Source organism: Bradyrhizobium sp. SZCCHNS3002 (assembly GCF_032377435.1).
Classification (GTDB): Bacteria; Pseudomonadota; Alphaproteobacteria; order Rhizobiales; family Xanthobacteraceae; genus Bradyrhizobium.
Genome location: NZ_JAUHHY010000029.1, coordinates 1 through 24,758 on the forward strand (window position 1 = coordinate 1; position 24,758 = coordinate 24,758).

The 24,758-nt window shown below is 65.0% G+C and carries 23 protein-coding genes and 1 tRNA gene; 5 read left to right on the plus strand and 19 right to left on the minus strand.

Annotated features, from left to right (window positions below):
- The first annotated feature begins 228 nt into the window (after window positions 1–228).
- Window positions 229–1,824: an oleate hydratase gene (locus QW845_RS33680; protein ID WP_315805843.1), complete on the plus strand. Its 1,596-nt coding sequence runs from the start codon at window positions 229–231 to the stop codon at window positions 1,822–1,824.
- 114 nt (window positions 1,825–1,938) lie between these two features.
- On the plus strand, window positions 1,939–3,498 hold the full coding sequence (locus QW845_RS33685) for an oleate hydratase (RefSeq protein ID WP_315805812.1): 1,560 nt from the start codon (window positions 1,939–1,941) through the stop codon (window positions 3,496–3,498).
- 530 nt (window positions 3,499–4,028) lie between these two features.
- On the opposite strand, the gene QW845_RS33690 is transcribed toward QW845_RS33685, so the two are convergent.
- The 10 genes from QW845_RS33690 to QW845_RS33735 all read right to left on the minus strand — a co-directional run bounded on the left by QW845_RS33690 (window position 4,029) and on the right by QW845_RS33735 (window position 12,721).
- Window positions 4,029–4,910 carry an AraC family transcriptional regulator gene (locus tag QW845_RS33690; protein ID WP_315805813.1) on the minus strand — a complete coding sequence of 294 codons (882 nt, stop codon included), beginning with the start codon at window positions 4,908–4,910 and terminating at the stop codon, window positions 4,029–4,031.
- Window positions 4,911–5,011: 101 nt separating this feature from the next.
- Window positions 5,012–5,884 carry a class I SAM-dependent methyltransferase gene (locus tag QW845_RS33695; RefSeq protein WP_315805814.1) on the minus strand — a complete coding sequence of 291 codons (873 nt, stop codon included), beginning with the start codon at window positions 5,882–5,884 and terminating at the stop codon, window positions 5,012–5,014.
- Between the two features lie 488 nt (window positions 5,885–6,372).
- Complete coding sequence (locus QW845_RS33700; protein ID WP_315805815.1) at window positions 6,373–7,650, minus strand: hypothetical protein; 1,278 nt, start codon at window positions 7,648–7,650, stop codon at window positions 6,373–6,375.
- A 185-nt stretch (window positions 7,651–7,835) separates the two neighbouring features.
- A tRNA-Pro gene (locus QW845_RS33705) sits at window positions 7,836–7,913 on the minus strand.
- A gap of 106 nt (window positions 7,914–8,019) precedes the next feature.
- Complete coding sequence (locus tag QW845_RS33710) at window positions 8,020–8,583, minus strand: MerR family transcriptional regulator (RefSeq protein WP_315805816.1); 564 nt, start codon at window positions 8,581–8,583, stop codon at window positions 8,020–8,022.
- Window positions 8,584–8,715: 132 nt separating this feature from the next.
- A complete protein-coding gene (locus QW845_RS33715; RefSeq protein WP_315740211.1) occupies window positions 8,716–9,072 on the minus strand; it encodes an integration host factor subunit alpha in 357 nt (118 codons plus the stop codon).
- 132 nt (window positions 9,073–9,204) lie between these two features.
- Window positions 9,205–10,179: a beta-ketoacyl-ACP synthase III gene (locus QW845_RS33720; protein WP_315805817.1), complete on the minus strand. Its 975-nt coding sequence runs from the start codon at window positions 10,177–10,179 to the stop codon at window positions 9,205–9,207.
- Entirely contained in the window at window positions 10,176–11,237 is a 1,062-nt protein-coding gene (gene plsX / locus QW845_RS33725; protein ID WP_315805818.1) for a phosphate acyltransferase PlsX, read from the minus strand. The genes QW845_RS33720 and plsX overlap by 4 nt, the downstream gene beginning before the upstream one ends.
- Before the next feature lie 319 nt (window positions 11,238–11,556).
- Window positions 11,557–12,180 (minus strand): DUF177 domain-containing protein, encoded by a 624-nt coding sequence (locus QW845_RS33730; RefSeq protein ID WP_315805819.1) that lies wholly within the window; start codon window positions 12,178–12,180, stop codon window positions 11,557–11,559.
- Window positions 12,181–12,184: 4 nt separating this feature from the next.
- Complete coding sequence (locus tag QW845_RS33735) at window positions 12,185–12,721, minus strand: ubiquinol-cytochrome C chaperone family protein (protein ID WP_315805820.1); 537 nt, start codon at window positions 12,719–12,721, stop codon at window positions 12,185–12,187.
- 129 nt (window positions 12,722–12,850) lie between these two features.
- On the opposite strand from QW845_RS33735, the gene QW845_RS33740 reads away from it, so the two are divergent.
- The 3 genes from QW845_RS33740 (at window position 12,851) to QW845_RS33750 (ending at window position 15,780) form a co-directional block, all read left to right on the plus strand.
- Complete coding sequence (locus QW845_RS33740; RefSeq protein WP_315805821.1) at window positions 12,851–13,312, plus strand: outer membrane protein assembly factor BamE; 462 nt, start codon at window positions 12,851–12,853, stop codon at window positions 13,310–13,312.
- A gap of 156 nt (window positions 13,313–13,468) precedes the next feature.
- Window positions 13,469–14,476, plus strand: coding sequence for a tripartite tricarboxylate transporter substrate binding protein (locus QW845_RS33745; protein WP_315805822.1), 1,008 nt, complete (start codon window positions 13,469–13,471; stop codon window positions 14,474–14,476).
- 221 nt (window positions 14,477–14,697) lie between these two features.
- On the plus strand, window positions 14,698–15,780 hold the full coding sequence (locus QW845_RS33750) for a DUF2336 domain-containing protein (protein ID WP_315805844.1): 1,083 nt from the start codon (window positions 14,698–14,700) through the stop codon (window positions 15,778–15,780).
- Window positions 15,781–15,854: 74 nt separating this feature from the next.
- On the opposite strand, the gene QW845_RS33755 is transcribed toward QW845_RS33750, so the two are convergent.
- From QW845_RS33755 to QW845_RS33795, 9 genes are all read right to left on the minus strand, one after another.
- Window positions 15,855–17,975: a sodium-translocating pyrophosphatase gene (locus tag QW845_RS33755; protein WP_315805823.1), complete on the minus strand. Its 2,121-nt coding sequence runs from the start codon at window positions 17,973–17,975 to the stop codon at window positions 15,855–15,857.
- Window positions 17,976–18,177: 202 nt separating this feature from the next.
- Window positions 18,178–19,170, minus strand: coding sequence for a thiamine-phosphate kinase (gene thiL / locus QW845_RS33760; protein WP_315805824.1), 993 nt, complete (start codon window positions 19,168–19,170; stop codon window positions 18,178–18,180).
- A gap of 238 nt (window positions 19,171–19,408) precedes the next feature.
- Entirely contained in the window at window positions 19,409–19,918 is a 510-nt protein-coding gene (nusB, locus tag QW845_RS33765; RefSeq protein WP_315805825.1) for a transcription antitermination factor NusB, read from the minus strand.
- Between the two features lies 1 nt (window position 19,919).
- The gene (gene ribH, locus QW845_RS33770) at window positions 19,920–20,411 is read right to left on the minus strand and encodes a 6,7-dimethyl-8-ribityllumazine synthase (RefSeq protein ID WP_315805826.1); all 492 of its coding nucleotides are present in this window, start codon (window positions 20,409–20,411) and stop codon (window positions 19,920–19,922) included.
- A 182-nt stretch (window positions 20,412–20,593) separates the two neighbouring features.
- Window positions 20,594–21,202, minus strand: a complete 609-nt coding sequence (locus QW845_RS33775; RefSeq protein ID WP_315805827.1) for a riboflavin synthase — start codon at window positions 21,200–21,202, stop codon at window positions 20,594–20,596.
- Window positions 21,202–22,353, minus strand: a complete 1,152-nt coding sequence (gene ribD / locus QW845_RS33780) for a bifunctional diaminohydroxyphosphoribosylaminopyrimidine deaminase/5-amino-6-(5-phosphoribosylamino)uracil reductase RibD (protein ID WP_315805828.1) — start codon at window positions 22,351–22,353, stop codon at window positions 21,202–21,204. Before ribD ends, QW845_RS33775 begins: the two co-directional genes overlap by 1 nt.
- A complete protein-coding gene (gene nrdR / locus QW845_RS33785) occupies window positions 22,350–22,835 on the minus strand; it encodes a transcriptional regulator NrdR (RefSeq protein ID WP_011927287.1) in 486 nt (161 codons plus the stop codon). Before nrdR ends, ribD begins: the two co-directional genes overlap by 4 nt.
- 14 nt (window positions 22,836–22,849) lie before the next feature.
- The gene (gene glyA / locus QW845_RS33790; protein WP_315805829.1) at window positions 22,850–24,154 is read right to left on the minus strand and encodes a serine hydroxymethyltransferase; all 1,305 of its coding nucleotides are present in this window, start codon (window positions 24,152–24,154) and stop codon (window positions 22,850–22,852) included.
- Between the two features lie 186 nt (window positions 24,155–24,340).
- Window positions 24,341–24,745: a hypothetical protein gene (locus QW845_RS33795; RefSeq protein ID WP_315805830.1), complete on the minus strand. Its 405-nt coding sequence runs from the start codon at window positions 24,743–24,745 to the stop codon at window positions 24,341–24,343.
- Between the last annotated feature and the right edge of the window lie 13 nt (window positions 24,746–24,758).

Consider the following 24,758-nt stretch of genomic DNA (forward strand, 5'->3'; position numbering starts at 1 on the left):
ACCCCAAAAGTGTCAACCATGTCCCCGAACAGGTGTAAGCTATGTCTCCGGGCTAAACACTGCGCTCGCAATGACGGTGGAGGGAGTTGGGCCCGCTCCGCGGGACATTGCGCCCCACCAGGGGTAAACGACCTCAAGCTGTTGACGACTAATTCATCCCGCTGAGGTAACATCGCGGCGAGTGCGTGCTGGTTGCGGCCGCCTGGCCGTCCTGGCGACATTTTCCTTATCTCGTTTCAATCCCTTGCTCGACAGGTCGATCTCATGAAGGCCTATTTCATCGGTGGCGGCATCGGTTCGCTCTCCGGCGCAGCATTCATGATCCGCGACGGCGGCGTCTCCGGATCGGACATCACCATTTTCGAAAAGCGCCTGCCCTATGGCGGCAGCCTCGACGGCGCGCGTCTTCCGGACGGCTCCTACTCGATGCGCGGCGGGCGCATGCTGACGACCGAGCAATACGAATGCACCTGGGACCTGCTGTCGACCATTCCCTGCGAAACCGACGCTCAGCAGACCATCCTCCAGGAGACCGTGGCGTTCAACAAGCTCCACGTCACCCACGCGCAGGCGCGGCTGGTCGATGGCAACCGGCACAAGGTCGACGTCTCCACCATGGGCTTCTCGATGCAGGACCGCATCGAGATGACCAGGCTCACCGAGGCCTCGGAGGAGAAGCTCGGCAAGTCCTTGATCTCGGACTGGCTGTCGCCGCCGTTCTTCACGACGAACTTCTGGTACATGTGGCAGACGACCTTCGCCTTCCAGCCCTGGCACAGCGCGGTCGAGTTCAGGCGCTATCTGCGCCGCTTCATCAACGAATTCCCGATGATGGATACGCTCGGCGGCGTCAAGCGGACGGTGCACAACCAGAATGACTCGATCGTCAAGCCGCTGATGCGCTGGCTGAAAGGCCACGGTGTCAACTTCGTCGGCGGCGCCGACGTCACTGACATCGCGCTCGTCACCGGGAACGGCAAGCATCGCGCCACGCGCCTCGATCTGGAACATGACTTCGTCGGCCGCAGCATCGATCTCGCGGCGGATGACCTCGTGTTCTACACCGCCGGCTCGATGACGGACGCGACCAGCCTCGGCAGCCACGACAGTCCGCCCAAGCAGCTCACCAAGGAGGACAGCCAAGGCTGGACTCTCTGGGAGAAGCTCGCACAGGGCCGCCCGGAATTCGGCAATCCGGCCGCGTTCAACTCATCGGTTCCGGAGTCGAGCTTCGAATCTTTCACGGTCACCTGCCGCAATGCGCGCTTCTTCGACGCGATGCAGACTTTCACCGGCAACGTCGCCGGCACCGGCGGGCTCGTCACGTTCAAGGATTCGAACTGGCGGATGTCGATCGTGCTCTACAGCCAGCCATACTTTCCGGACCAGCCCGGCACCATCAAGATCTTCTGGGGCTATGGGCTCCATCCCGATCGCGTCGGCAATTTCGTGGGGAAGCCGATGTCCGAGTGCAGCGGCGCCGAAATCCTGAAGGAGCTGTGCGGGCATCTGCGCTTTCCGCTCAACGTGTTCGACGAGGCGACCTGCGTGCCGTGCTGGATGCCCTACATCATGAGCATGTTCATGCCGCGCAGCTATGGCGACCGGCCGCTGCCGGTGCCGCTCACCTCGCAGAATCTCGCCTTCATCGGCCAATATGTCGAGCTGCCCGAGGATGCCGTGTTCACGATCGAATATTCGGTGCGCGCGGCCATGCATGCGGTCTATCAGCTCTTGAAGATCGACCGCGCCATTCCGCCGGTCACGCCGTATGACAAATCGCTGAAGGTGCTGCTGCAGTCGGTGGTGAAATCATTCGCTTGACGGACCACGCGAGATCGTGATCACCGCGCGCCGCAGCGCTTGACCTGGATCAGTTCCGCGAGGGAACACAGCAGCTAAGCCCCGGATCATAACACACGATCCGGGTGAACCATCATGAAGGCGTATTTCATCGGCAGCGGCATCGGCGCATTGGCCGGCGCGGCGTTCCTGATCCGCGACGGCGGCGTCGCGGGCCGCGACATCACGATCTACGAGAAGCACCTGCCCTATGGCGGCAGTCTCGATGGCGCGCGGCTGCCCGACGGCTCCTATTCGCTGCGCGGCGGCCGCATGCTGACGACCGATCACTACGAGTGCACGTGGGACCTGCTCTCCACCATCCCCGATGCCAGCGATCCCCGCCGCACCGTGCGCGACGAGACGATTGCCTTCAACAAGGCCCATGTCGCGCATTCGCAGGCGCGCCTCGTCGATCGCAACCGGCACAAGGTCGACGTCTCCACCATGGGCTTCACCATGCAGGACCGGCTCGAACTGGTGCGGCTGACCGAGGCGTCCGAGGAGAAGCTCGGCAACTCCCGCATCACCGACTGGCTGTCGCCGCCGTTCTTCACCACGAATTTCTGGTTCATGTGGCAGACGACGTTCGCGTTCCAGCCCTGGCACAGCGCGGTCGAGTTCAAGCGCTATCTGCATCGCTTCATGAACGAGTTTCCTCGCATCGAGACGCTGGCCGGCGTCAAGCGCACCGTGTTCAACCAGTATGATGCGATCGTGGTGCCGCTCGTCAAATGGCTGGAAGGCCACGGCGTGAATTTCGCCGGCGGCGTCGATGTCACCGACATGGAGATCGCGACGGAAGCCGGCAAGCATGTGGTCAAGCGCCTCACGCTGGATCGCAGCGGAAAGCCGGAGACGGTCGCGCTGTCGAGCGACGATCTCGTCTTCCTGCAGAACGGCTCGATGACGGACGCGACCAGCCTGGGCACGCAGGATGCGCCGCCGCCGCGGCTCACCAAGCAGGACAGCCAGGGCTGGACGCTGTGGGAGACAATCGCGAAGGGCCGCCCCGAATTCGGCAATCCCGCCGCGTTCAATTCATCGATCCCGGAATCCTGCTGGGAGTCGTTCACCGTCACCTGCCGCAATCCGCGGTTCTTCGACGCGATGGAAGCGTTCAGCGGCAACGCCGCGGGCACCGGCGGGCTCGTCACCTTCACCGAGTCGAACTGGCTGATGTCGGTCGTGCTGTATCACCAGCCGCATTTCGCCGGCCAGCCCGCCGACGTACAGGTGTTCTGGGGCTATGCACTGCATCCCGACCGCATCGGCAATTTCGTCGGCAAGGCGATGGCCGATTGCGGCGGCGCCGACATCCTCAAAGAATTGTGCGGCCACCTCAACTTCGACCTTGCGGTGTTCGACCAGGCGACCTGCGTGCCATGCCGCCTGCCCTACATCACCAGCATGTTCATGCCGCGCAACAAGGCCGACCGGCCGCTGCCGGTGCCGGCGAATTCGAAGAACCTCGCCTTCGTCAGCCAGTTCGTCGAGATCCCCGACGACGTCGTCTTCACGGTGGAATATTCAGTGCGTGCCGCGCAGATGGCGGTCTATCAGTTGCTCGGCATCACCAGGGCGATCCCACCGATCACGCGGCACGACAAGTCGTTCCGCGTGCTGATCGAGACGATGGAGAAGGCCTTCGCCTGACGCCTCTCTCATCCGCAAAAACGAACGCGCCCGGATCAGGCTCGATCCGGGCGCGCTTTCCGTCTCGCGAGGCACAGATGGCGCCTCCATGCGTCTTGCGTGAGTTGTCAGTAGCCGAGCAGCGCGAGACCAACCCAGCTGACGGCAAACAGCGATACGACCGAGGTTGCAGCGGCAAAAACGGACAGCGAAACTTTCAAAGTCCTGAGGACCATACGCGCCTCCTTCAACGACAATGAACAGCACATCGAGGTGAACCCCGATGTCAGTCTGAAATTTCCTGGAACCGGCTCCACAACGAGCCGAACACAGGTTTGGTGCGCGCCTGCGCGCAAAGGTTCAATGTCAGGGTGTGGGGCCCTGATAGAGCGGCTTGATCGTTAACGGACACGGCCGCTCGTGGTTCCCGGATGGGAACTGGAACCGCTCCAAAGGAGGCCGCTCTCCCCCTCAGAGCCCCCTTCCTGGCGGAACTCAAGGTTGAGAAGGCTCCTGGCTGCAGGTTTTAGGATGGATCCGGCCGCCGGGCGCTATTTCAGCGGCAGGAACAGGTCCGCAGCCGTCTCGTGCTCGGGAACCTCCGGGAAGAAATTCAGCCGCTGGCAATAGATCGGGAAGTCACGCACCTCCTCGCCGCTGGCTGGAAGCCAGTCGCGATAGAGGAACAGCGCGGCGGGCTCCAGATTGTGGGTGTTGCCGACGACGCGCAGCACGGCGCAGCGTCCTCCGGGGATCACGCCGGCTCTGATCGTCGCGTCGTCCGTCTCGACCGGCTGATCGGTCCCGACACAGAGATCCACGCTGTAGTCGGCAGGCGAAGCGGGGCGCCGCTCGGAGCGCCAGACCGTGAAGGTCGGATGGGTCCTGGGGTGCAGGCCGGCCGCCTTGCGCCAGGCGATGAAGCGCTGGATGGTCGCGCCGAGCGTCGCCGGGTCGCCGCGATGCTCCATGATCGCCACCGGCGTGGCCGGCACCTCGCGAATCGTCACGTCGTCAGGGGTATAGGTCGTCCGCATCAGCTTGCTCCTCGCGTCGTCGAGAGGCCCGAAGGCCGCAAGCCACGGCTCCCAGTCGGGAGATTTCCGGAACGATGACGGCGATTGCCCGAACCGTTGCCGAAAGGCGCGGGCGAAGGCGTCCGGCGCATCGTAGCCGGCCTCCATCGCGACCTCGGTGACGCTTTGGGCATCGCTGTAGGCCAGCTGATAGGACGCCCGCTTCATGCGGGCGAGCTGGATGTAGCGATGCACTGATAGACCGAAGGTCGCCGTGAACTGCCGGTGGAAATGATATTTCGAGTAGGCTGCGATGCTGCTCAGCGCGTCCAGATCGAGATCATCCTCCAGATGCCGGTCGATATGATCCAGCACCCGCTGCATCCGCGCATGGTAGTTTCGCAGCGCCGCCTTCATCGTTCCTTGCTCCGTGGCGGCATCAGCTAAGCGCAGGCGGACATGACGCGCTCGACCGATCTTGCGGCTTTGTCACGGGGTTCAGCGATCAAGACCGCCTTTCACGGATCGACGGCCGTCACGGTCCAGAACGAGGCGGGCACCATGACGCCCGCGCCTCTGGCGTAGCGCGCCAGCGCCTTCCTCACCGCGGCCGTCGCGGCCTCCATGGCCTCGGGCGGCTGCCCGACCACCGCACGGCCGGCAGGCCCGATCGCGAGCGCCGTCTGCACCGCGCTGTCGAGGCCGGCGCCCGCGCCGACGTCGAGCGCGATGTCGTGGCGCTCCAGCCGGATGCGGCGCAGCCCGGCATCGGTCGTCACCTTCTCCATCCACTCGGGAGCGCCGAATGCGAAATCGTCCGGCGCGTGCGGCGGCAATCCCGGTAGCTTCGGCACGTGATCATAGGCCGCCTGCAGCGGCTCCAGCGCCCACGGGTTGTCGCGCAGCTCGCCCCAGCAGGCGAACGCGACGCGCCCTTCCGAATGCAGCGCATTGCGGATGTTGAGCACGGCGCGCACCGGATTGGCGAAGTACATGACGCCGAGCCGCGAGATCACGAGATCGGCGCTGGCGGCCTTGAAGTGGTGCACCATGGCGTCGCCTTGCACGAAGCTCACCGGCGCCTCGGCCGGGGCGAGTTCGTGGGCCGCGGTCAGCATGGCCGCGGAGACGTCGAGGCCGAGCACGCTGCCGCCTGGGCCGACCTTGTCGGCCGCCGCGATCAAGGTCGCGCCGCAGCCGCAGCCGATGTCCAGCACCCGCTCGCCCGCCTGGATCGCCGCGCGCTCCAGCAACGCCTCCTGCACCGGCACCAGCATCGCATCGATCTCGGCGCGGCGTGCGACCCAGCGCCCGCCGCCGGCGCCATTCCAGAAGGCGATCTGCTCGGCATTCTCGAAATGCCCAAAGGAGGCGTCAAAAGTATCCGTCATCTCGGTCAGCCGACTCGCCTCGATCTCGAATTGATGACGCAGATGCGCCCAGGCACCACACTGCGCTGCATGATAGTAGAAAGCGGTCGTCGGATTTGGAAGTCATAGGCAGGGACGAGTTCGCCCTGTGCCGAAACACGAACTCTATGAGACTGGGCGCCAGCCGCACGACCAGGTTGCTCGCCACGCGTTCGCTGCATCGCGAAGTATAGAGCAGGACTAGGATTTCACCGATACTCGGATCTCAACATGCAAAAGCCTCCGCTCGTTGCGGAGGCCTTCTTGCGCCGGGCATCAATAATACCATACCTGCTCAGCCAGCAGAACGCCGTTTGCGCCGAATCTCTTCCCGAGCGCTCTCGCGCTCCTTTTGCAGCTTGCCAATGATCCGCCCCGACGCCTTGTCAGCTTCTTCCTCGGGGCTGCCCACGGCCCGTGTGCCACGCAAATAGTCAAGCACGGTGCGGCGGATGCGAATGGCTCTGTGCTCAGACCGATGTTCCATCAGAATTCACCTTCTGAAGCTGGAGTGCCTTACGGATACCAAAGTCGGGATTCAACGACGAGTCGAAATAATGTTTCCGCTTTGCCCAGACGAGACCATCACCTTTCGAGATCACCGCAACATCGGTTGGCCCTCCGACTGATTCCAACGGTGAATCAACGCGTCGTCGAAGGGACGTTAGTTCCACGAGAGCCTCGGCCATATCAGCCATCTCTTCTTTTGGAAGAGTCGCAACCACTTTCATAACCGGCTGAACCAAGCTCTTGTCGCGATACTCTTCAAACTCTTTATCGAGATCCCGTACGATTTTAGAATTTTCTCTTCTTTGCAAGCCGCGCTCCACGGTTTTTTCATCCTGATCCGATACGTATGTCCCGATCAGAGTGTCGGATTTGTCGTCCAGGAGACGCTTCAGGGCTCGACGCAACCAGCGCGTGTGTTGCGACAATACGCCTTCGAGAAAAAGGATGGCTATGTCATCTTGCCCGAAGGGAATGATTACCCCGTTAGACTCATCTTCACCGTTACAGTTGTGGCTATTGGTTTCATCTTGCCAAGCCCTGAGTTGCCCTTTGTGTTTGCCATCGACAACGTAAGACACGAGTGATGGAAAGAATTCGCTTGAGCCGAAACCAGCAACGACCACGCCTGTATAGAAGTCAGAGCTAAACCTCCGTCGAAACCCCGCGTAGAAGAGTTCAACTAGATTGTTTATTATCTTCTTCGGTACATGTTCGTGGATTTCCTGTTTCACCAAGCCCGCTATCGTCGCCTGATATTGAGCGCGAAAGTCCTTCAAACTTAGATCAACAGCGATCTCCGGAAGGCTTTGCATCTGCTCCTTGCCTCTCGCTATTCTGGCCGAAAGCGCCTCTCGAAATTCCTTTCTGGTTTTGCATTCCGGCATCTGTTTCTTGATGAGTTCAAGATGCTTCACGAACCCGATTACAATGCTGATCTCTTCTTCGGCACTCGCGGAGAATCTTGGATCCCTCAAGTAGCCGATGAAGTCGTCCGCACATTCCTGAACAGTATTGAACGTTTTTTGTCCCACCGCGAGACGATACGTTTTTACGATTGTTTCCCAAGGGTAGCCGATCAAATCACCGGCGCCGTAGGCCATGATTGCAATGTCATTGTAGGGGGATAGAGAAAAAAGCTTATTTGCGGTTTTCCAAACCTTGCGGCGACCGACCGTAACCGCGCTGTCGGCCGCGAGAACAAGCGCCTGCTTGTTCATGATGGCTATCTCGGTGGTCATTGGAGGACCTTCAGCAGCGGTGCAGCGCTATAGTCCGAATCTTCAACGATTCTCCCCGATCCTAGGGAGATTTGGGCAATCATGGATTGATAGCAACACCAAAATCACTTGAAGCGCCAGCATCAGCGCTCGGATTCAAAGAACATACAACAAATCCGGGCCCCTCAAACACCCGGTCAAAAAAATGGTCGGAGCGGCGGGATTCGAACCCACGACCCCTAGTCCCCCAGACTAGTGCGCTAACCGGGCTGCGCCACGCTCCGATGGCCGTTCCTGTAGCCGTGATCAGAGCGCGATGCAAGGCACGCTGGGAGGGTTTCATGGGGGCGATGGCCCCGAATCCGCCCCTGATCGCCGGGGTGTCCCGCCTCAGACGTCCTTCATCGCGCGGTCGAGCAGCGCGCGGCAGTCGAGCAGGTCCTTGAGCACGCCCTGGAGCTTGTCACGCTCCTCCGGCTTCATCCCGGCGCGGGTGGGCGGGCCGACGCGGAAGGTGTCGAGGATGTCGTCCTCGGTGTCGACGAAGCGGAAGTCGATGCCCTCCTCGTCGGAAGCCTCCTCCTCCTCGTCCTCCGATTCGACCTCGGCCTCGCCGATCGGCTCCTCTTCCATCATCGCCTGGCCGAGGGTCTCCTCCATCGCGCCGAACGAGACCGCGGCGGAGCTGTCGGCTAGTCCCTGGACCGACTTGACGCCGTGCTCCTTGAGGATCCGCTGCACCCCCTTGATGGTGTAGCCTTCGCCGTACAGCAGGCGGCGGATGCCCTTGAGCAAATCGACGTCGTCGGGCCGGTAATAGCGCCGGCCGCCGCTTCGCTTCATCGGCTTGATCTGGGCGAACCGCGTCTCCCAAAACCGCAGCACGTGCTGCGGGATGTCGAGCTCCTGCGCGACCTCGCTGATCGTCCGAAACGCATCCGGCGCCTTGTCCAAATGCCCGTTCCCCTTCGACCGTGCTGCCAAGAAAGTGGGAGACTACGCTGATTCGACTGGACGAACTGCACGCGGGACGAAGGTAACGCGTCGATACGGCCTCGCCGGACGATGCGGCGGGCTAGCCCGGCCCTATTCCGGCTCGGCGCCGAACTCGGCGCTAGCCTCGCCGTTCATCTTGCCGTTGCCCTGCTGGCCGTTGATGCGCTGCTTGAGGATCGCGGACGGCTTGAACACCATGACCCGCCGCGGCGAGATCGGCACTTCCGTGCCCGTCTTCGGGTTACGTCCGATGCGCTGACCCTTCTTGCGCACCATGAACGACCCGAACGACGATAGCTTGACCGTCTCGCCGCGCTCGAGGCAGTCGGTGATCTCCTTCAAGACCAGCTCGACGAACGCAGACGACTCCGTCCGCGACAGCCCCACCTTCTGGTAGACTGCCTCGCAGAGATCGACGCGTGTGACTGTTTTTCCGGTTCCCGCCATCGCCTGCCCCAAACTCTCGGCGAATAATTCGCTCCGGAAATTAAGAGGTTAAGCGGCGGTGGTCAACAGCAGCGTGAATAGAAGTACGGGCCCTCATGCCGATCTAAGGCGTAATCCCGCCGCGCGGCAGGCTCACCAGCGCACCAAAGCCGAGCCCCAGGTGAAGCCGCCGCCCATCGCCTCCAGCAGAACCACGTCGCCCTTCTTGATGCGACCGTCCTTGACGGCCACGTCGAGCGCCAGAGGGATCGAGGCAGCGGAGGTATTTCCATGCCGATCGACCGTCAACACCACCTTCTCCGGCGCGATGTGCAGCTTGTGCGCCGAAGCATCGATGATTCGCTTGTTGGCCTGGTGCGGCACGAACCAGTCGATGGTCTCGGCCGACAGGCCGGTGGCATCGAAGGCGTCGACGATCACGTCCGTGATCATGCCGACCGCGTGCTTGAACACCTCGCGGCCTTCCATCCGCAGATGCCCGACGGTCTGGGTCGAGGACGGTCCGCCATCGACATAGAGCTTGGCCTTGTGGCGACCATCGGACCGCAGGTGAGTCGTGAGCACGCCGCGATCGGCCGAGGTCCCCCCCTGCTCCTGAGCGTCGAGGACCAGCGCGCCGGCGCCGTCGCCGAACAGCACGCAAGTGGTGCGGTCGTTCCAGTCGAGGATGCGCGAGAAGGTCTCGGCGCCGATCACCAGCGCGCGCTTGAACTGGCGGCTGCGCAGGAAATTATCCGCGGTCGCGAGCGCATAGACGAAGCCCGAGCACACCGCCTGCAGGTCGAACGCCGCGCCATGATGGATGCCGAGGCCGTTCTGCACCGCCACGGCCGTCGCCGGAAAGGTGTTGTCCGGGGTCGAGGTGCCCAACACGATCAGATCGATTGACTGCGGATCGACATCGGCCGCGGCCAGCGCGGCACGGGCCGCGTTGATCGCGAGATGCGAGGTGAATTCGCCGTCGGCTGCGACGTGGCGCTCACGAATGCCGGTGCGCTGCACGATCCACTCGTCGGAGGTCTCGATGCGGCTTGCCAGCTCGGCATTGGTCACGACCCGCTGCGGGAGGTAGGAGCCACAGCCGAGCACGACCGAACGAATTGTCACGAGACAGCCTCCTGGGCGACGGGTTCGGACGCCGGTGCGCCGCCGTCGGGATTGAGTGTTTGATTGATCTTGGTCAGGAGATCGTAGCGGGCCATCTCATAGCCAACCCTGACCGCCGAGGCAAAGCCCTCGGCATCGGTTCCGCCGTGGCTCTTGACCACCATCCCCTTGAGCCCGAGCACCACGCTGCCGTTGGATTTGCGCGGGTCGAGCCGGGCCCGCAGGGCGGCGAACGCGCCGCGTGCCAACACGTAGCCGATCCGGGCCAGCAGACTGGCCTGGATCGCGCCGCGCAGGAAATCCGTGACCTGGCGCACCGTGCCCTCGGCCGTCTTCAGCGCGATGTTGCCGCTGAAGCCCTCGGTCACGACCACGTCGGCGGCGCCCTTGCCGATGCCGTCGCCCTCGACGAAGCCGATATAGTCGAGCTGCGGCAGGTTCATCGCACGGAGCTGCTCGGCCGCCTCGCGGATCTCCTCATGGCCCTTGATCTCCTCGACACCGATGTTGAGGAGGCCGACGGTCGGCCTGGGCTTGTTGAACAGCACGCTCGCCAGCGCGCCGCCCATCACTGCCAGCGCGACGAGGTGGTGGGCGTCGCCGCCGATCGTCGCGCCGAGGTCGAGCACCACCGATTCGCCGCGCGCAGTCGGCCAGATCGCGGCCAGAGCCGGCCGGTCGATCCCGTCCAGCGTGCGCAGGCAGAAGCGCGCCATCGCCACCAGCGCGCCGGTGTTGCCTGCGGACACGGCGACGTCGGCCTCTCCCTTCTTCACCGCCTCGAGCGCGAGCCACATCGACGACGTCTTGCGGCCGCGCCGGAGCGCCTGGCTCGGCTTGTCCTCCATGCTGACGGCGACATCGGTGTGAACGACGCGCGAGACTGCCTTCAGCCGCGGATGCCGGTCGAGTTCGGGAACGATCTTGGCACTGTCGCCGAACAGCAGAAACTCCGCATCCGGATGGCGGCTCAGCGCGATCGCGGCACCGGGGATGACGACGGCCGCGCCGAAATCCCCGCCCATGGCGTCCAGCGCGATTCGAACCTTTTGAGGCATGACGTCCCGGAAACCTGATCTCGAGCTTTGTCTCGTCTTGGCCGTGATTTGGTTGGCCGTGTTTGGCGGTCGTTCAGAGGCATTGCGCGGCCGATGGACAGGCCAGAGGCCGTCCGGGCCTTTTCGTCGCACCCCGACCCGGGCGCGACAATAGCGTCTCTCCGTGTCGAAACAACCTCCCGGGAGCGATGCATTTTGCAACCGCCGCGCCGGTCCGGGACCGGTAGCGCCCCGTCTTTTCGTTCGAAATCAGCGGCTTGAGAGAATTTTGACAAGCTTTGTGACAGGATCGCGCGGCAGCGGCCTGCACAATTGCGCGTCAATCCTCACCCGTTTTCTTCGCTTTGACCGCGGCCGGCCCGACGGCATCTGCCGGCTTCAGCGCCTTCAGCGCGGCGAAGGGATGGTCCGCCGGATCGGAGGCCTCGGCGGGCTGCTCGAACACCGCGCCCGGTTTGCGCGGATACGGATCGATCCCCAGGAACAGCGCGTCGGCGGCGAGCCGGCCGAGGTCGATCTGCCCACCGACGATCGGCTCGGGCGGATCGGCCGTCTCGACCTCGCTGTTCGGGTCGTCCTCGACCAGGTCGGCAAGCTCCGGAATCTGCTCCGGCGGGGCAAACATCTGGTCGATCGGCTCGTCGATCTCGGTCTCGATCGGATCGAGCGTGACGACGCAGGTCTGGCCGATCCGGGCGCGCACCCGGCCCTCGACATGCACCTTGCCGTCACGCTTCAGGGCCACGTCGAACGAGGCTTTGGCCGAAAGCACCTCGCGCAGATCGGCGATCTCTGCCAACGCCCGGCGCGTGGCCGGATCGGCCTCGATCTCGCGATGCAGGCCGGCGTCCGGGATTTGCGCCACGATCACCGGCGGCGCGCGCCAGGGGTCCTTGGAAGGGTCTCGCGCCGTTTCGCGCGACGTGTCTCTGTCTCTGGTCATGTCGCTAGTCCTGCTGAACCGGCCGCGGGAAGCTCCAGCCGGCGCCGAGCAGCCTGTTGTCGTCGAGGGCGGCGAGGTCGGCCGCCACCCGGGCCGCATAGGCGGCAAGTCCGGCCGCGCTGTCGGGATGCTCGCCGTTCAAGATATTCTTCTGCAGCGCCTCCGCCAGCCGGGCCTCGCTCTCCGACCAGGCCAGATCATAGGCGGCGGTGCGGCCATAGAACGCCTCGCCGAACTTCTGCATGCGCTTCGGAACGGTCAGATCACCCACCCCCATCTCGCGGAGATTGTCGTCCATGTCGTCGCAGAACCGGTCGAACAGGGCCTGCGACAGCGCCGACCCCACCCCGCGCAGCCGCCGCAGCACCAGCCAGAGGTGCAGAATCAGCAGATCGAACCGTCCTTCCACCGTGTCAGGGACATTCAAGTGTCTATAAAACAACGGGTCTCGGGTTTGTGCCACGATCGCGCCATAGATCGGCTCGATGGTCCCGCGCGGGGACGGTCGGGATTTCCTGAGATGGTTGAATGGCCAGAGCATGACGGTTCCGCGGTCGAGTTTCCCTGACCCTGTTCAGGGGCATGTTGCAATCCGCAAGTTTGCCCGGTACGTCAACGCCCTGCCCGACGCAAGGGGACGGGATCCGATCTGAAGAAGATGACCCAGACAATGCGAACGACTGCCCGCCTGCTCACCCGTGGCCTGAGCCCCCGTCTGCGCACCCTTGGTGCGATCGCGCTGACCTGTCTGGCGCTCGGCGCCTGCACCGGCGAGCAGTTCCAGAAGGGCTACATCATGCCGCCGGGCGCGCTGGAGCAGATCCCGATCGGCGCCAGCCAGGACCAGGTGCTGATCGTGATGGGCACGCCATCGACGGTGGCGACGCTCGACGGCGAGGTGTTCTACTACATCTCGCAGCGCGCCGAGCGCCCGGTCGCCTTCATGAACCAGAAGGTGGTCGATCAGCGCGTCATCGCGATCTATTTCGACAAGAACCGCCAGGTCCGCCGGCTCGCCAATTACGGCATGAAGGACGGCAAGATCTTCGACTTCGTCAGCCGCACCACGCCGACCTCCGGCCAGGAGCTCAGCTACCTGACGCCGCTGTTCAAGCTGCTCAGCTTCAACTGATCCCGACCCGATCGCCGCAGCCCGGAATATGATTCCGGGCCACGGCACAAAGCCGGACCGCTGCGCTGATTGGCGCAGCCCGTGCGCAATTCGCCGGCTTGCTCTGGCGCTGCAATCTTCCCTACCCTGCTGGAAAACATCAGCAGGGAGGAATCATTGGCTCATCGCATCGCGCTGTCGCGCCGCAAGCTCGTGTCCGGCGCCGCGGCGCTGTCCACCGCCGCCATCCTGCCGCGCGCGAGTCTCGCCGACTGGCGCCCGACCGAGACGATCAAGCTGATCGTGCCCGCTGCGCCCGGCGGCAGCACCGACGTCATGGGCCGGCTGCTCGCGGCGCGTCTGCAGACCGCCTGGGGACAGTCGGCCGTGGTCGAGAATCGCTCCGGCGGTGGCGGCACGATCGGCGCCGCCGAGGTCGCGCGCAACACCAAGGGCGACGGCCATACGGTCCTGATCGGCAACCCCGGTCCGAACGCGATCGCCTATTCGATCTTCCGCAACCTCGCCTACAAGCCGGATCAGTTGCAGGCGGTCTCCAACATGATCCGCATCCCCAACATCGTCTCGGCGCATCCCTCCACCGGCATCAAGTCGATTCCCGAGCTGATCGCCTATCTCAAGGCCAATCCCGATAAGCTCAACTACGCCTCGTCCGGCGTCGGCCAGAGCCCGCATCTCACCGGCGCATGGTTCCTGCAGCTCACCGGGCTGAAGATGACGCACATCCCGTTCCGCGGCGCCGGCCCGGCGCTGCAGGCTGCGCTGGCGGGCGACGTCCAGATCCTGTTCGACAATCTGTTTCCATCGCTGCCGCAGGTCCAGGAGGGCAAGCTCACCGGCCTTTGCGTAACCACACCGGAGCGCAGCGCCAATGCGCCGGAGCTGCCGACGATGCGCGAGAGCGCGCCGGAGCTCGCCAAGTTCGACGTGTCGTCCTGGTTCGGCGTATTCCTGCCCAAGGCCTGCCCGCCGGAGATCGTCAGCGCGCTCAACCTGCAGGTCAAGGCGATGCTGGAGCGCGAGGACATCGCCAAGAACATCGCGGCCATGGGCGCGCGGGCCGACTACGGCACGCCGCAGCAGTTCGGCGACTTCGTCCAGGCCGAGACAGCCAAGTTCGCCTCGATCATCCAGAAGGAAGGCCTGCAGATGGATGTGCAGTAGCCCTCGGAGCCCGGCCGGCCACGTCGCAGCGGAGTATTGCAACACGGCTCGTGGTGTAACGGCACCTTAAGCGGGATGGTGCGATAGATGGCGGCCGCGCGCCTTTGATCTGGTCCTGAGATACCGTCAAGCGGATGCCTGGCCGACCACCTTCGCGTGGATGCGGTCCGAGCACCGTCCGAGGGGCAGGCGCCGGCGATGTCCATCGCATGAGCCGTGCCTTGCCCAACGACGTCCTCCACCAACTCGAAGACATTCTCGCCAGCCGCTACGTCTCGCGGCGCGCGGAGATTCTGGAGCGCGTCACCGACCTGTTCGTCTTCGGTTCGGGCAAGTTCAACGAAGAGCATGTCGATCTGTTCGACCACGTGCTGTTCAAGCTGCTCGACAACGTCGCCATTGCGGCGCGGGCGCAGCTCGGCAGCCGGCTCGCGGGGCTGCCCGACGCACCGCTACGCCTGCTCCGGCTGCTCGCGAGCGACGAGACGATCGCGGTGGCAGGTCCCGTGCTGCGCCAGAGCGATCGGCTCGACGAGGAGACCCTGGTCGCGACCGCGCAGACCCGGGGCCAGGAGCATCTGCTCGCGATCTCCGACCGCAAGATCCTGACCGAGTCCGTCACCGATGTTCTGGTCGATCGCGGCAATCAGGCCGTGGTGTCGAACACCGCCAACAATGGCGGCGCGCGCTTCTCCGATCACGGCTTCTCCGGCCTGGTGACGAAGGCGTCCGACGATCCCAACCTCGCCTTGAAACTCTGGAGCCGGCCCGACAGTCCGCGCGAGGTGCTGGTGCGGCTGTTCGTCGAAGCCTCCGACGCGGTGCGCAGCCAGCTCGCCAGCGCCGACGCGGCGCGCGCCGAGATCGTCGAACGTGCCGTTGCGCAGGCATCGGACCAACTGCAGGCGGCAGCGCGGACGCGCTCGGCCGATTTCGTCACCGCCAAGGACTATGTCGAGCTGCTGCACGCGACCGGCCAGCTCCACGAGGCGCAACTGCACGGTTTCGCCAAGGAAGGCAGCTTCGACAAGGTCACGCTGGCGCTGGCGCTGATGTGCAAGCTGCCGCTCGACGTGGTCGAGCGCGCCTTCGTGCGCAAGCAGCCGGACCAGCTCCTGGTGCTCGCCAAGGCGCTGGACCTGTCCTGGGTCACGACCACGACGCTACTGTTCATGCAGGCCAACGCGAGCGGCAGCGCGCGCCCGCAGCTCGATCAGCATCTGGCGAGCTTCTCGCAGATGCAGCCGCGAACCGCTCAGAGCACGTTGCAGTCGTATCGCACGCGGCAGCGCGCAGCCGATTAGCAAACAACACAGTCTCATGAAAAACCCCGCGGCTCACGCCGCGGGGTCTTTATTCGTCAGGACAATTGCTCCGCTCAGTGCGCGAGGATTGCCAGCAGCAGCAGGGCCACGATGTTGGTGATCTTGATCATCGGGTTCACGGCAGGGCCGGCCGTGTCCTTGTAGGGGTCGCCGACGGTGTCACCCGTCACCGCCGCCTTGTGGGCATCCGAGCCCTTGCCGCCGAAGTGACCGTCCTCGATGTACTTCTTGGCGTTGTCCCAGGCGCCGCCGCCCGAGGTCATCGAGATCGCCACGAACAGGCCGGTGACGATGACGCCGAGCAGCATGGCGCCGACGGCGGAGAACGCCGCCGACTTACCGGCCGCGCCGCCGCCCGCGATCGCGTAGATCAGGAAGTAGACGACGATCGGCGACAGCACCGGCAGCAGCGAGGGGATGATCATCTCCTTGATCGCCGCCTTGGTCAAAAGGTCGACGGCCCTGCCGTAATCCGGCTTGTCGGTGCCCTGCATGATGCCCGGCTTCTCGCGGAACTGCCGGCGCACCTCCTCGACGATCGCGCCGGCGGCACGGCCGACCGCGGTCATGCCCATCGCGCCGAACAGATATGGCAGCAGGCCGCCGAACAGCAGGCCAACCACGACGTAGGGGTTGTTCAGCGAGAAGTCCGGCTTGATGCCGGCGAAGTAAGGATGCTTCGCGGAGTCGGCGATGAAGAACTGCAGGTCCTGGTTATAGGCCGCAAACAGCACCAGCGCGCCGAGACCGGCGGAGCCGATCGCATAGCCCTTGGTGACCGCCTTGGTGGTGTTGCCGACCGCGTCGAGCGCGTCGGTCGACTTGCGGACCTCCTTCGGCAGGCCGGCCATTTCGGCAATGCCGCCGGCATTGTCGGTGACTGGACCGAAGGCGTCGAGCGCGACGATCATGCCGGCCAGCGCCAGCATCGTCGTGGTCGCGATCGCGATGCCGAACAGGCCGGCGAGGCTGTAGGTGACCAGGATGCCGGCGATGATCACGATCGCGGGCAGCGCGGTCGATTCCATCGAGATCGCGAGGCCCTGGATCACGTTGGTGCCGTGACCCGTGACCGAGGCCGAAGCGATCGACTTCACCGGGCGGAAGTCGGTGCCGGTGTAGTATTCGGTGATCCAGATGATCAGGCCGGTCACGACGAGGCCGACGACACCACAGACGAACAGCGCGGTGCCGGTGTAGTCGACGCCATCGAGCTTGCCGAAGCCGATCAGCCACGCAATGGCAATCGCGACGCCGGCGAGCGAGAGCACGCCGGTCGCGATCAGGCCCTTGTACAGCGCGCCCATGATCGACTGGCTGGCGCCGAGCTTGACGAAGAAGGTGCCGGCGATCGAGGTGATGATGCAGATGCCGCCGATGGCGAGCGGCAGGGTCATCATGTTGGCGAGCAGCGATGACTTGGCGAAGAAGATCGCAGCCAGCACCATGGTGGCGACCGCGGTCACCGCGTAGGTCTCGAACAGGTCGGCGGCCATGCCGGCGCAGTCACCGACGTTGTCGCCGACGTTGTCGGCGATGGTCGCGGGGTTGCGCGGATCGTCCTCAGGAATGCCGGCTTCGACCTTGCCGACGAGGTCACCGCCGACGTCGGCGCCCTTGGTGAAGATGCCGCCGCCGAGACGGGCGAAGATCGAGATCAGCGATGCGCCGAAGCCGAGCGCGACCAGCGCGTCGATCACGGTGCGGCTGTCGGGCGCGAGCTTCATGAAGCCGGTGAGAACGCCGAAGTAGATCGTGACGCCGAGCAGCGCCAGACCCGCGACGAGCAGACCGGTGATGGCGCCGGCCTTGAAGGCGAGCTCGAGGCCGCCTGCGAGCGAGGTCGTCGCAGCCTGCGCGGTGCGGACGTTGGCGCGCACCGACACGTTCATGCCGATGAAGCCGGCGGCGCCGGAGAGGATCGCGCCGATCGCAAAGCCGACCGCCACGAGCATGCCGAGGAAATACGCAAGGAGCACGAAGATCACGACGCCGACGATTCCGATCGTCGTATATTGGCGGCGGAGATAGGCCTGCGCGCCCTCACGCACGGCCGCCGCAATTTCCTGCATCCGCGCATTGCCGGCGTCCGCACCCAGGACCGATGAAGTGGCCCAGATCGCATAGACGATCGACAGCGCTCCGCAGAGCACGATCACCCATAAAGCTGACATTTAGTTTCCTCGGCTCTTTGCTTTTTTGAACTACGTCACGCCGCGATGGTGCGACGCACGCCCCCTATCAGGCCGCTCCGGGCGGAGCCGCCTCGAACATCATGAAGCTTGCCAAAATCGCCATGATGACGCAACGCCGCGACGCCTGAACCGCTCCAAATTCAGACGCTTCTTTGGTCGCATTGTGCGGTGCAAATAGGTGTCAGAAGTGGCTGAAGGACAAACGCGTCAGTGTGACGGGACGGCCCTGCCCGTCCAGGAAGCGCGGGGCTCGCGCCCCTTCGACGATGGCGCCGATGTCCGTGACGGCAACGCCCGCCGTCTCGGCTGCAGCACGGAACGCTTCGCATCGCGCTGCGGGAACAGTGCAGAGGATCTCGTAATCGTCGCCGCCCGAGATCATGCTTTCAAGCTGCGCGGCCCCGACAGCAAGCAGCTTCGCCGCTGCCGGCGATCGTGGAATGTGGGACAGCGCGATGTCGGCGCTCACGGAAGAGGCGGCGCAGAGCTTGGTCAGGTCGCCTGCGAGGCCATCAGAGACGTCCATCGAGGCGGTCGCACAGTCTCTCACGGCCGCCGCCAGTGCATTGCGCGGCTGCGGCGTGCGATAACGACCGATCAGCATATCCCGCGCGGCGGGATCGTCGGCCAGCGCCGTAGCCTCGGCTGTGCCCGTCAGCATGCGCAGACCGAGCGCGGCATCACCGATCGTCCCGGTGACCATGACCCGGTCGCCGGGACGCGCGCCGAAGCGATGCACCATCCGGCCCCTGGGCACCCGCCCCCAGGCCGCAATCGAGATCATCACGGGACCGGGCGTCGACACGGTGTCGCCGCCGAGCAGCGGACAGCCAAACGCAGCCGCGTCCTCGCCGAGGCCACGTGCGAATTGCGACAGCCAGGCGTCATCCTTCTCGCGCAGCGCGAGCGTCAGGACGAAGCCGGCGGGCACGGCGCCCTTGGCGGCGAGATCGGACAGGTTCACCCGCAGCGCCTTGCGCGCGATGGTGTCGGGGGGATCGTCGGCGAGATAATGGACGCCTTCGACGATGGCGTCGGTCTTGACGACGATGTCGTCCCCATCGGCCGGAATGATCGCGGCGTCGTCGACGAGGCCGAACGCGCCGGGGTCGGTCGCCAGCGGCTTGAAATAGCGGGCAATGAGGGAGTCTTCGCCGGAGGGGTTTTGGGTCACAGCCCCCCTCCCCGCTCTCCGCTGTCATCGCCCGGCTTGCCGCCTTCGCTAAAGCTTCGGCGCGCCCTTGCATTCGTCGCCGCGCCGGAGCCGATAGACGAAGGCGGGACCGGGCGATCCAGTACGCCGCGCTCGTCTCTGGAATGCTGGATCACCCGCTTTCGCGGGTGATGACAGTCGAGGAAAGACACTGGCATCGCACCGGTTTGCAGCGATCGTGCTCCGGCGCCCCCCATCGCTACTTCGGCCCCATCTCGTCGGCGCGGTATTGCCTGGCGAGTTGCTCCAGCACGGCGTTGACCATGCCGGTCTCGTCGCGCTCGACGAAGGCATGGGCGATGTCGACATATTCGGACACGACGACCTTGGCCGGCACGTCCTTGCGCCGCTCCAGCTCATAGGCGCCGGCGCGCAGCACGGCGCGCAGGATCGCCTCGATCCGCTGCAGCGGCCAGCCGCGCTCCAGCGCCGCGTCGAGCACCGGATCGATCTTGGTCTGGTCGCGCACCACGCCGGAGACGATGTCACGGAAGAAGGCAGCCTCCGCCGGCAGATACTGCTCGCCCTCGACCTCGTTGCCGAGCCAATGGCTCTCGAACTCGGCCAGCACGTCGTTGATGCCGGCGCCAGCAATGTCCATCTGGTAGAGCGCCTGGACGGCGGCGAGCCGCGCCGCGCCACGGCGGTTGGCCTTGCGGTCGCCGGCGCGGATCGGGCCCTTGGACGGCTTGTTGCTGCTCTCGGCCATCTCAGCCTCGCGACAGACGGCGTTTGATGCGCAGCACGGCGAGCGCGGCGCGGGCGGCATCGCCGCCCTTGTTCATCTCGGAGACGCGGGCGCGCGCCCAGGCCTGGTCCTCGTTGTTGACGGTGAGGATGCCGTTGCCGAGCGGCAGGCCGCGCGCCACCGACAGATCCATCAGGGCCCGCGAGGATTCCTGCGACACGATCTCGAAATGGATGGTGTCGCCGCGGATGACGCAGCCGAGCGCGATCGCCGCATCATAAGGCTTGCCGGTCTTGGCGGCAGCATCGAGCGCAATGGCAATAGTCGCCGGAATCTCCAACGAGCCGGTGACGGTGAGAACATCATAGCCCACGCCCGCCGCCTTCAGCTCGGCGGTGGCGCCCTCCAGCAGGGCGTCCTGGAGGTCGTCGTAGAAGCGGGCCTCGACGATCAGCGCCCGGGCGCCGGAGATGTCGGTCTGGTCTTTGAGCGGCGCGCGCCGTGCGTCTGCCATGGTTCTGTTTCCATTGTCTTCAGGTGCCTCGCCCCAAGGGAGCGGCGATCCGGCCGCGTCGCGAAGGGCGAGATGAAATCGGCCTCATGCCGCGAGACGACACATCGGCGCCTCCTCGCCACGAGGGCTGGCCTTGTAGGCGCGGGCGCCCGCAAAGCCAAGACGGAAAGCCCCCTTCGAGGCTACTTCATTTCCGTGAGGCGCGCGGCATAGCGCGCCATCAGGTCGACCTCGAGATTGACCTCGCCGCCGGCCTGCCAGGACGACAGCGTCGTGACCGACAGCGTATGCGGAATGATCAGCACCGAGAAGGCCAGTTCGTCGACGGTGTTGACCGTGAGCGAGACGCCGTCGAGGGTGACTGAGCCCTTGGTGGCGATGAAGCGCGCCAGATCCCGCGTTGTCTTCAGCACGAACCGCGCCATATCCGGCAGGTCGTCGCGGCTGACGATGGTCGCGATGCCGTCGACATGGCCTGCGACGATGTGGCCACCGAGCTCGTCGCCGATCTTCAGGGCCCGCTCGAGGTTCAGTTTTGTGCCGACGCGCCAGTGCTTGGCCGTGGTCAGTGCCAGCGTCTCCGCGGCGGCGTCGACCTCGAACCAGGTCTTCCCATCGGTGACGCCGGACTGCACGACCGTGAGGCAGACGCCATTGTTGGCGATGGATGCGCCATCGGCGATGCTGGCCTGGTCATAATGGCAGGCAATGCGCAGCCGGTGCAGCTTGCCCTCGGTCCGCGGCGTCAGGCTGGCGATCTCGCCGATGTCGGTGACGATGCCGGTAAACATTACGCGCGCTCGTAAATCGTAAGGGTGTCGGGATCGAGCGTTTCGCTAGCACGAACGCGATAGGCCGGCGACTGCGTGATTGCGGTCAGCGGCAATGCGTCCAGCGCAGCGATGCCGTCGGCCCCGATCTCGCCGGGACCGCGCAGCAGCCAGATTTCATCGACCAGGCCACTCGCCATGAAGGATGAGGCGACGCGGCTGCCGCCCTCGATCATCAGGCGGGTGATGCCCTTCTCAGCCAGCGCCTTGAGCACGGCGGGGGGCTCCAGCGCCGAGGGCTCGGCCTGCGGCGGCACGCGGATCACCTGGGCACCGGCAGCACCGAGCTTGGTCGCCGCCGCGGGCTCGGCAAGCGCTGACGCGACCATCCAGAGCGGCGTGGTTCGCGCTGATTGCACCAAACGGCTGGTCATGGGCAGCCGCAGCATCGGATCGAGCACCACGCGCACCGGCGAGCGGGCCTCCATGCCGGGCAGCCGGCAGGTCAGCAGCGGATCATCGGCGATCGCGGTGCGCACGCCGATCAGGATCGCGTCACTCTGGGCACGCAACATATGCACGCGCGTCCGCGCCGCCTCGCGGGTGATCGCGACCGGCTTGTTGCCCGCGGCTGCAATCTTGTCGTCGGCCGAGACCGCAAGCTTCAGGATCACATGCGGCCGGCCATCGCGGATACGCCGGAAATGGCCAGCATGATCGCGCTTGGCGTCCGCCGAGCAGAGGCCGACTTCAACCTGGATGCCGGCAGCGCGGAGCTTGGCATGCCCCTGCCCTGCGACCTCCGGATTGGGATCCTCGATCGCCGACACGACGCGGCTGATTCCGGCTGCGATGACGGCGTCCACGCAAGGCGGCGACTTGCCGAAATGCGAGCATGGCTCCAGCGTCACATAGAGTGTGGCGCCCTTCGCGGCCTTGCCGGCGCGATTCAAGGCCTCGGGCTCGCCATGAGGGCGTCCACCGGGCTGGGTCCAACCGCGGCCGATGATGACGCCGTCCTTGACCACGACGGCGCCGACCGCCGGGTTAGGCCAGGTCCGCCCCTGCCCGCGACGGCCGAGCGACAGCGCGAGCTGCATGAAGCGGCGGTCGGCGTCCTTCTGCGCCTTCAGCTTCTCGCCGACCTGATCGACCAGGACCCGGAAGATCATTTGCGGACCGGCGCCAGCCGCGGCGTCTCGTCCTCGGCCGAGAGCTCGCCGAGCACGGCCTCGAAGTCCTTGGCCTCCCGGAAATTGCGGTACACCGAGGCGAAGCGGACATAAGCGACGTCGTCGAGATCGCGCAGATGCTCCATCACGATCTCGCCGATCGCCTCCGAGGACACCTCGGACTCGCCGCCGCTCTCGAGCTCGCGCACGATCGCCGAGACCATCTTCTCGACCCTTTCAGGATCGACCGAGCGCTTGCGCAGCGAGATCTGCACCGAGCGCATCAGCTTGTCACGATCGAACGGCACGCGGCGGCCATTGCGCTTGATGACGGTGAGTTCGCGCAGCTGCACCCGCTCGAAGGTCGTGAAGCGGAAGTTGCAGGTGACGCAGACCCGCCGCCGCCGGATCACCGAGGAATCCTCGGTGGGGCGGGAGTCCTTCACCTGCGTATCGAGACTGTTGCAGCTCGGGCAGCGCATTGTGGCTTCAAGCCTTACTGATAGATCGGGAACCGGTCGGTCAGCGCCTTCACCTTCGCCTTGACCGCAGCTTCCACCAGCGGCGCGCTGCCGTCCGGCGCCTGCGCGATCGCGTTCAGCACCTCGGCGATCAGGCTGCCGACCTGCTGGAATTCAGCGACGCCGAAGCCACGGGTGGTCGCGGCCGGCGTACCGAGTCGCAGGCCGGAGGTGACGAACGGCTTCTCGGGGTCGAACGGAATGCCGTTCTTGTTGCAGGTGATGCCGGCGCGGACCAGCGCCTTCTCCGAGACGTTGCCCTTCAGGCTCTTCGGCCGGAGGTCGACCAGCATCAGATGGTTGTCGGTGCCGCCGGAGACGATGTCGAAGCCCTGGGCGCGCAGCGATTCCGCCAGCGCCTTCGCGTTCTCGACGATGTTCTTCGCGTAGACCTTGAACTCGGGCCGCAGCGCCTCGGCAAAGGCCACCGCCTTGGCCGCGATCACGTGCATCAGCGGGCCGCCCTGCAGGCCCGGGAAGATCGCCGAGTTGAATTTCTTGGTGAACTGCTCGTCGTTCCACAGGATGAGGCCGCCGCGCGGACCGCGCAGCGACTTGTGCGTGGTGGTCGTGGTGACGTGAGCGTAGGGCACCGGGGAGGCATGGACGCCACCCGCAACGAGACCAGCAAAGTGGGCCATGTCGACCAGCAGATAGGCGCCGACGCTGTCGGCGATCTCGCGGAAGCGCTTGAAATCCCACGGGCGCGAATAGGCGCTGCCGCCGGCGATGATCAGCTTCGGCTTCACTTCCTCGGCCTGCCTGGCGACCGCATCCATGTCGATCAGGTGGTCGTCGCGGCGCACGGTGTAGTGCGCGGCCTTGAACCACTTGCCGGACATGTTGACCGGCGAACCGTGGGTCAGATGGCCGCCGGCGGCGAGGTCGAGGCCCATGAAGGTGTCGCCGGGCTGCAGCAGCGCCAGGAACACCGCCTGGTTCATCTGGCTGCCCGAGTTCGGCTGGACGTTGACGAAATTGGCACCGAACAGCTTCTTGGCGCGGTCGATCGCGAGGTTCTCGGCGACGTCGACCCATTCGCAGCCGCCATAATAGCGCGCGCCCGGGTAGCCCTCGGCATACTTGTTGGTCATCACCGAGCCCTGGGCTTCCAGGACCGCGCGGCTGACGATGTTCTCCGAAGCGATCAGCTCGATCTCGTGTCGTTGTCGACCGAGTTCACCCTTGATGGCGGCAGCGATCTCGGGATCGGCCTCGGCCAGGGTGGCGGAGAAGAAGGAATCGACTGACGAGGCGGGCTTGGCGCTGGAAGCGGTCATCGGCGGAATATCTCCACGTCCGCAAGGCCTTGGGCGGCCGGCGGTCGGTTCAGTGAAGGCGGTCGGAAAAGACCCCTGCCCTTACCATACGGGCGGCGGCAGGCCAAGGGACAGACCAAGCGGTTGCGGGTCAAACCGGATATTTGCGCCAGATATGGTGGACGGCCGCTGGAGCAAGCCCCCTGCTCAGGCCCCGCCACAGGAGTGCCAGCTTTCCGACATCTGCCAGGTTTTCTTGGTCCGGAGATTGGTCGCCTTGTAGATTCGTCCCCGGTCATCGCCGGGCGGGCATTTCTTCGGCTTCCAGACGGTGCAGAGCCGCACGGGATCGCTCAGTTTGGAATGCGCGACGGCGGCATTCCATGCCGAGTCGATCTGCTCGGCGCCGTTCTGGTACAGCACGTGGACGCCCTGATCCATTATGGGCTCACCATACTCGTCGAGCTTCTCGCCGAGCTTGAACGGGGTCGGCGACAGCGGCTCATCGAACCGACCAGCAATTTTCGTGATCGTCGTCTCCGCGCAGGCTCCAACTCTGGCCAGCGCTTCTCGAGTGTTCGGTCCCTTCTGGGGCCAGACCGTCTCAGCCATGCTCCTTGTGGGC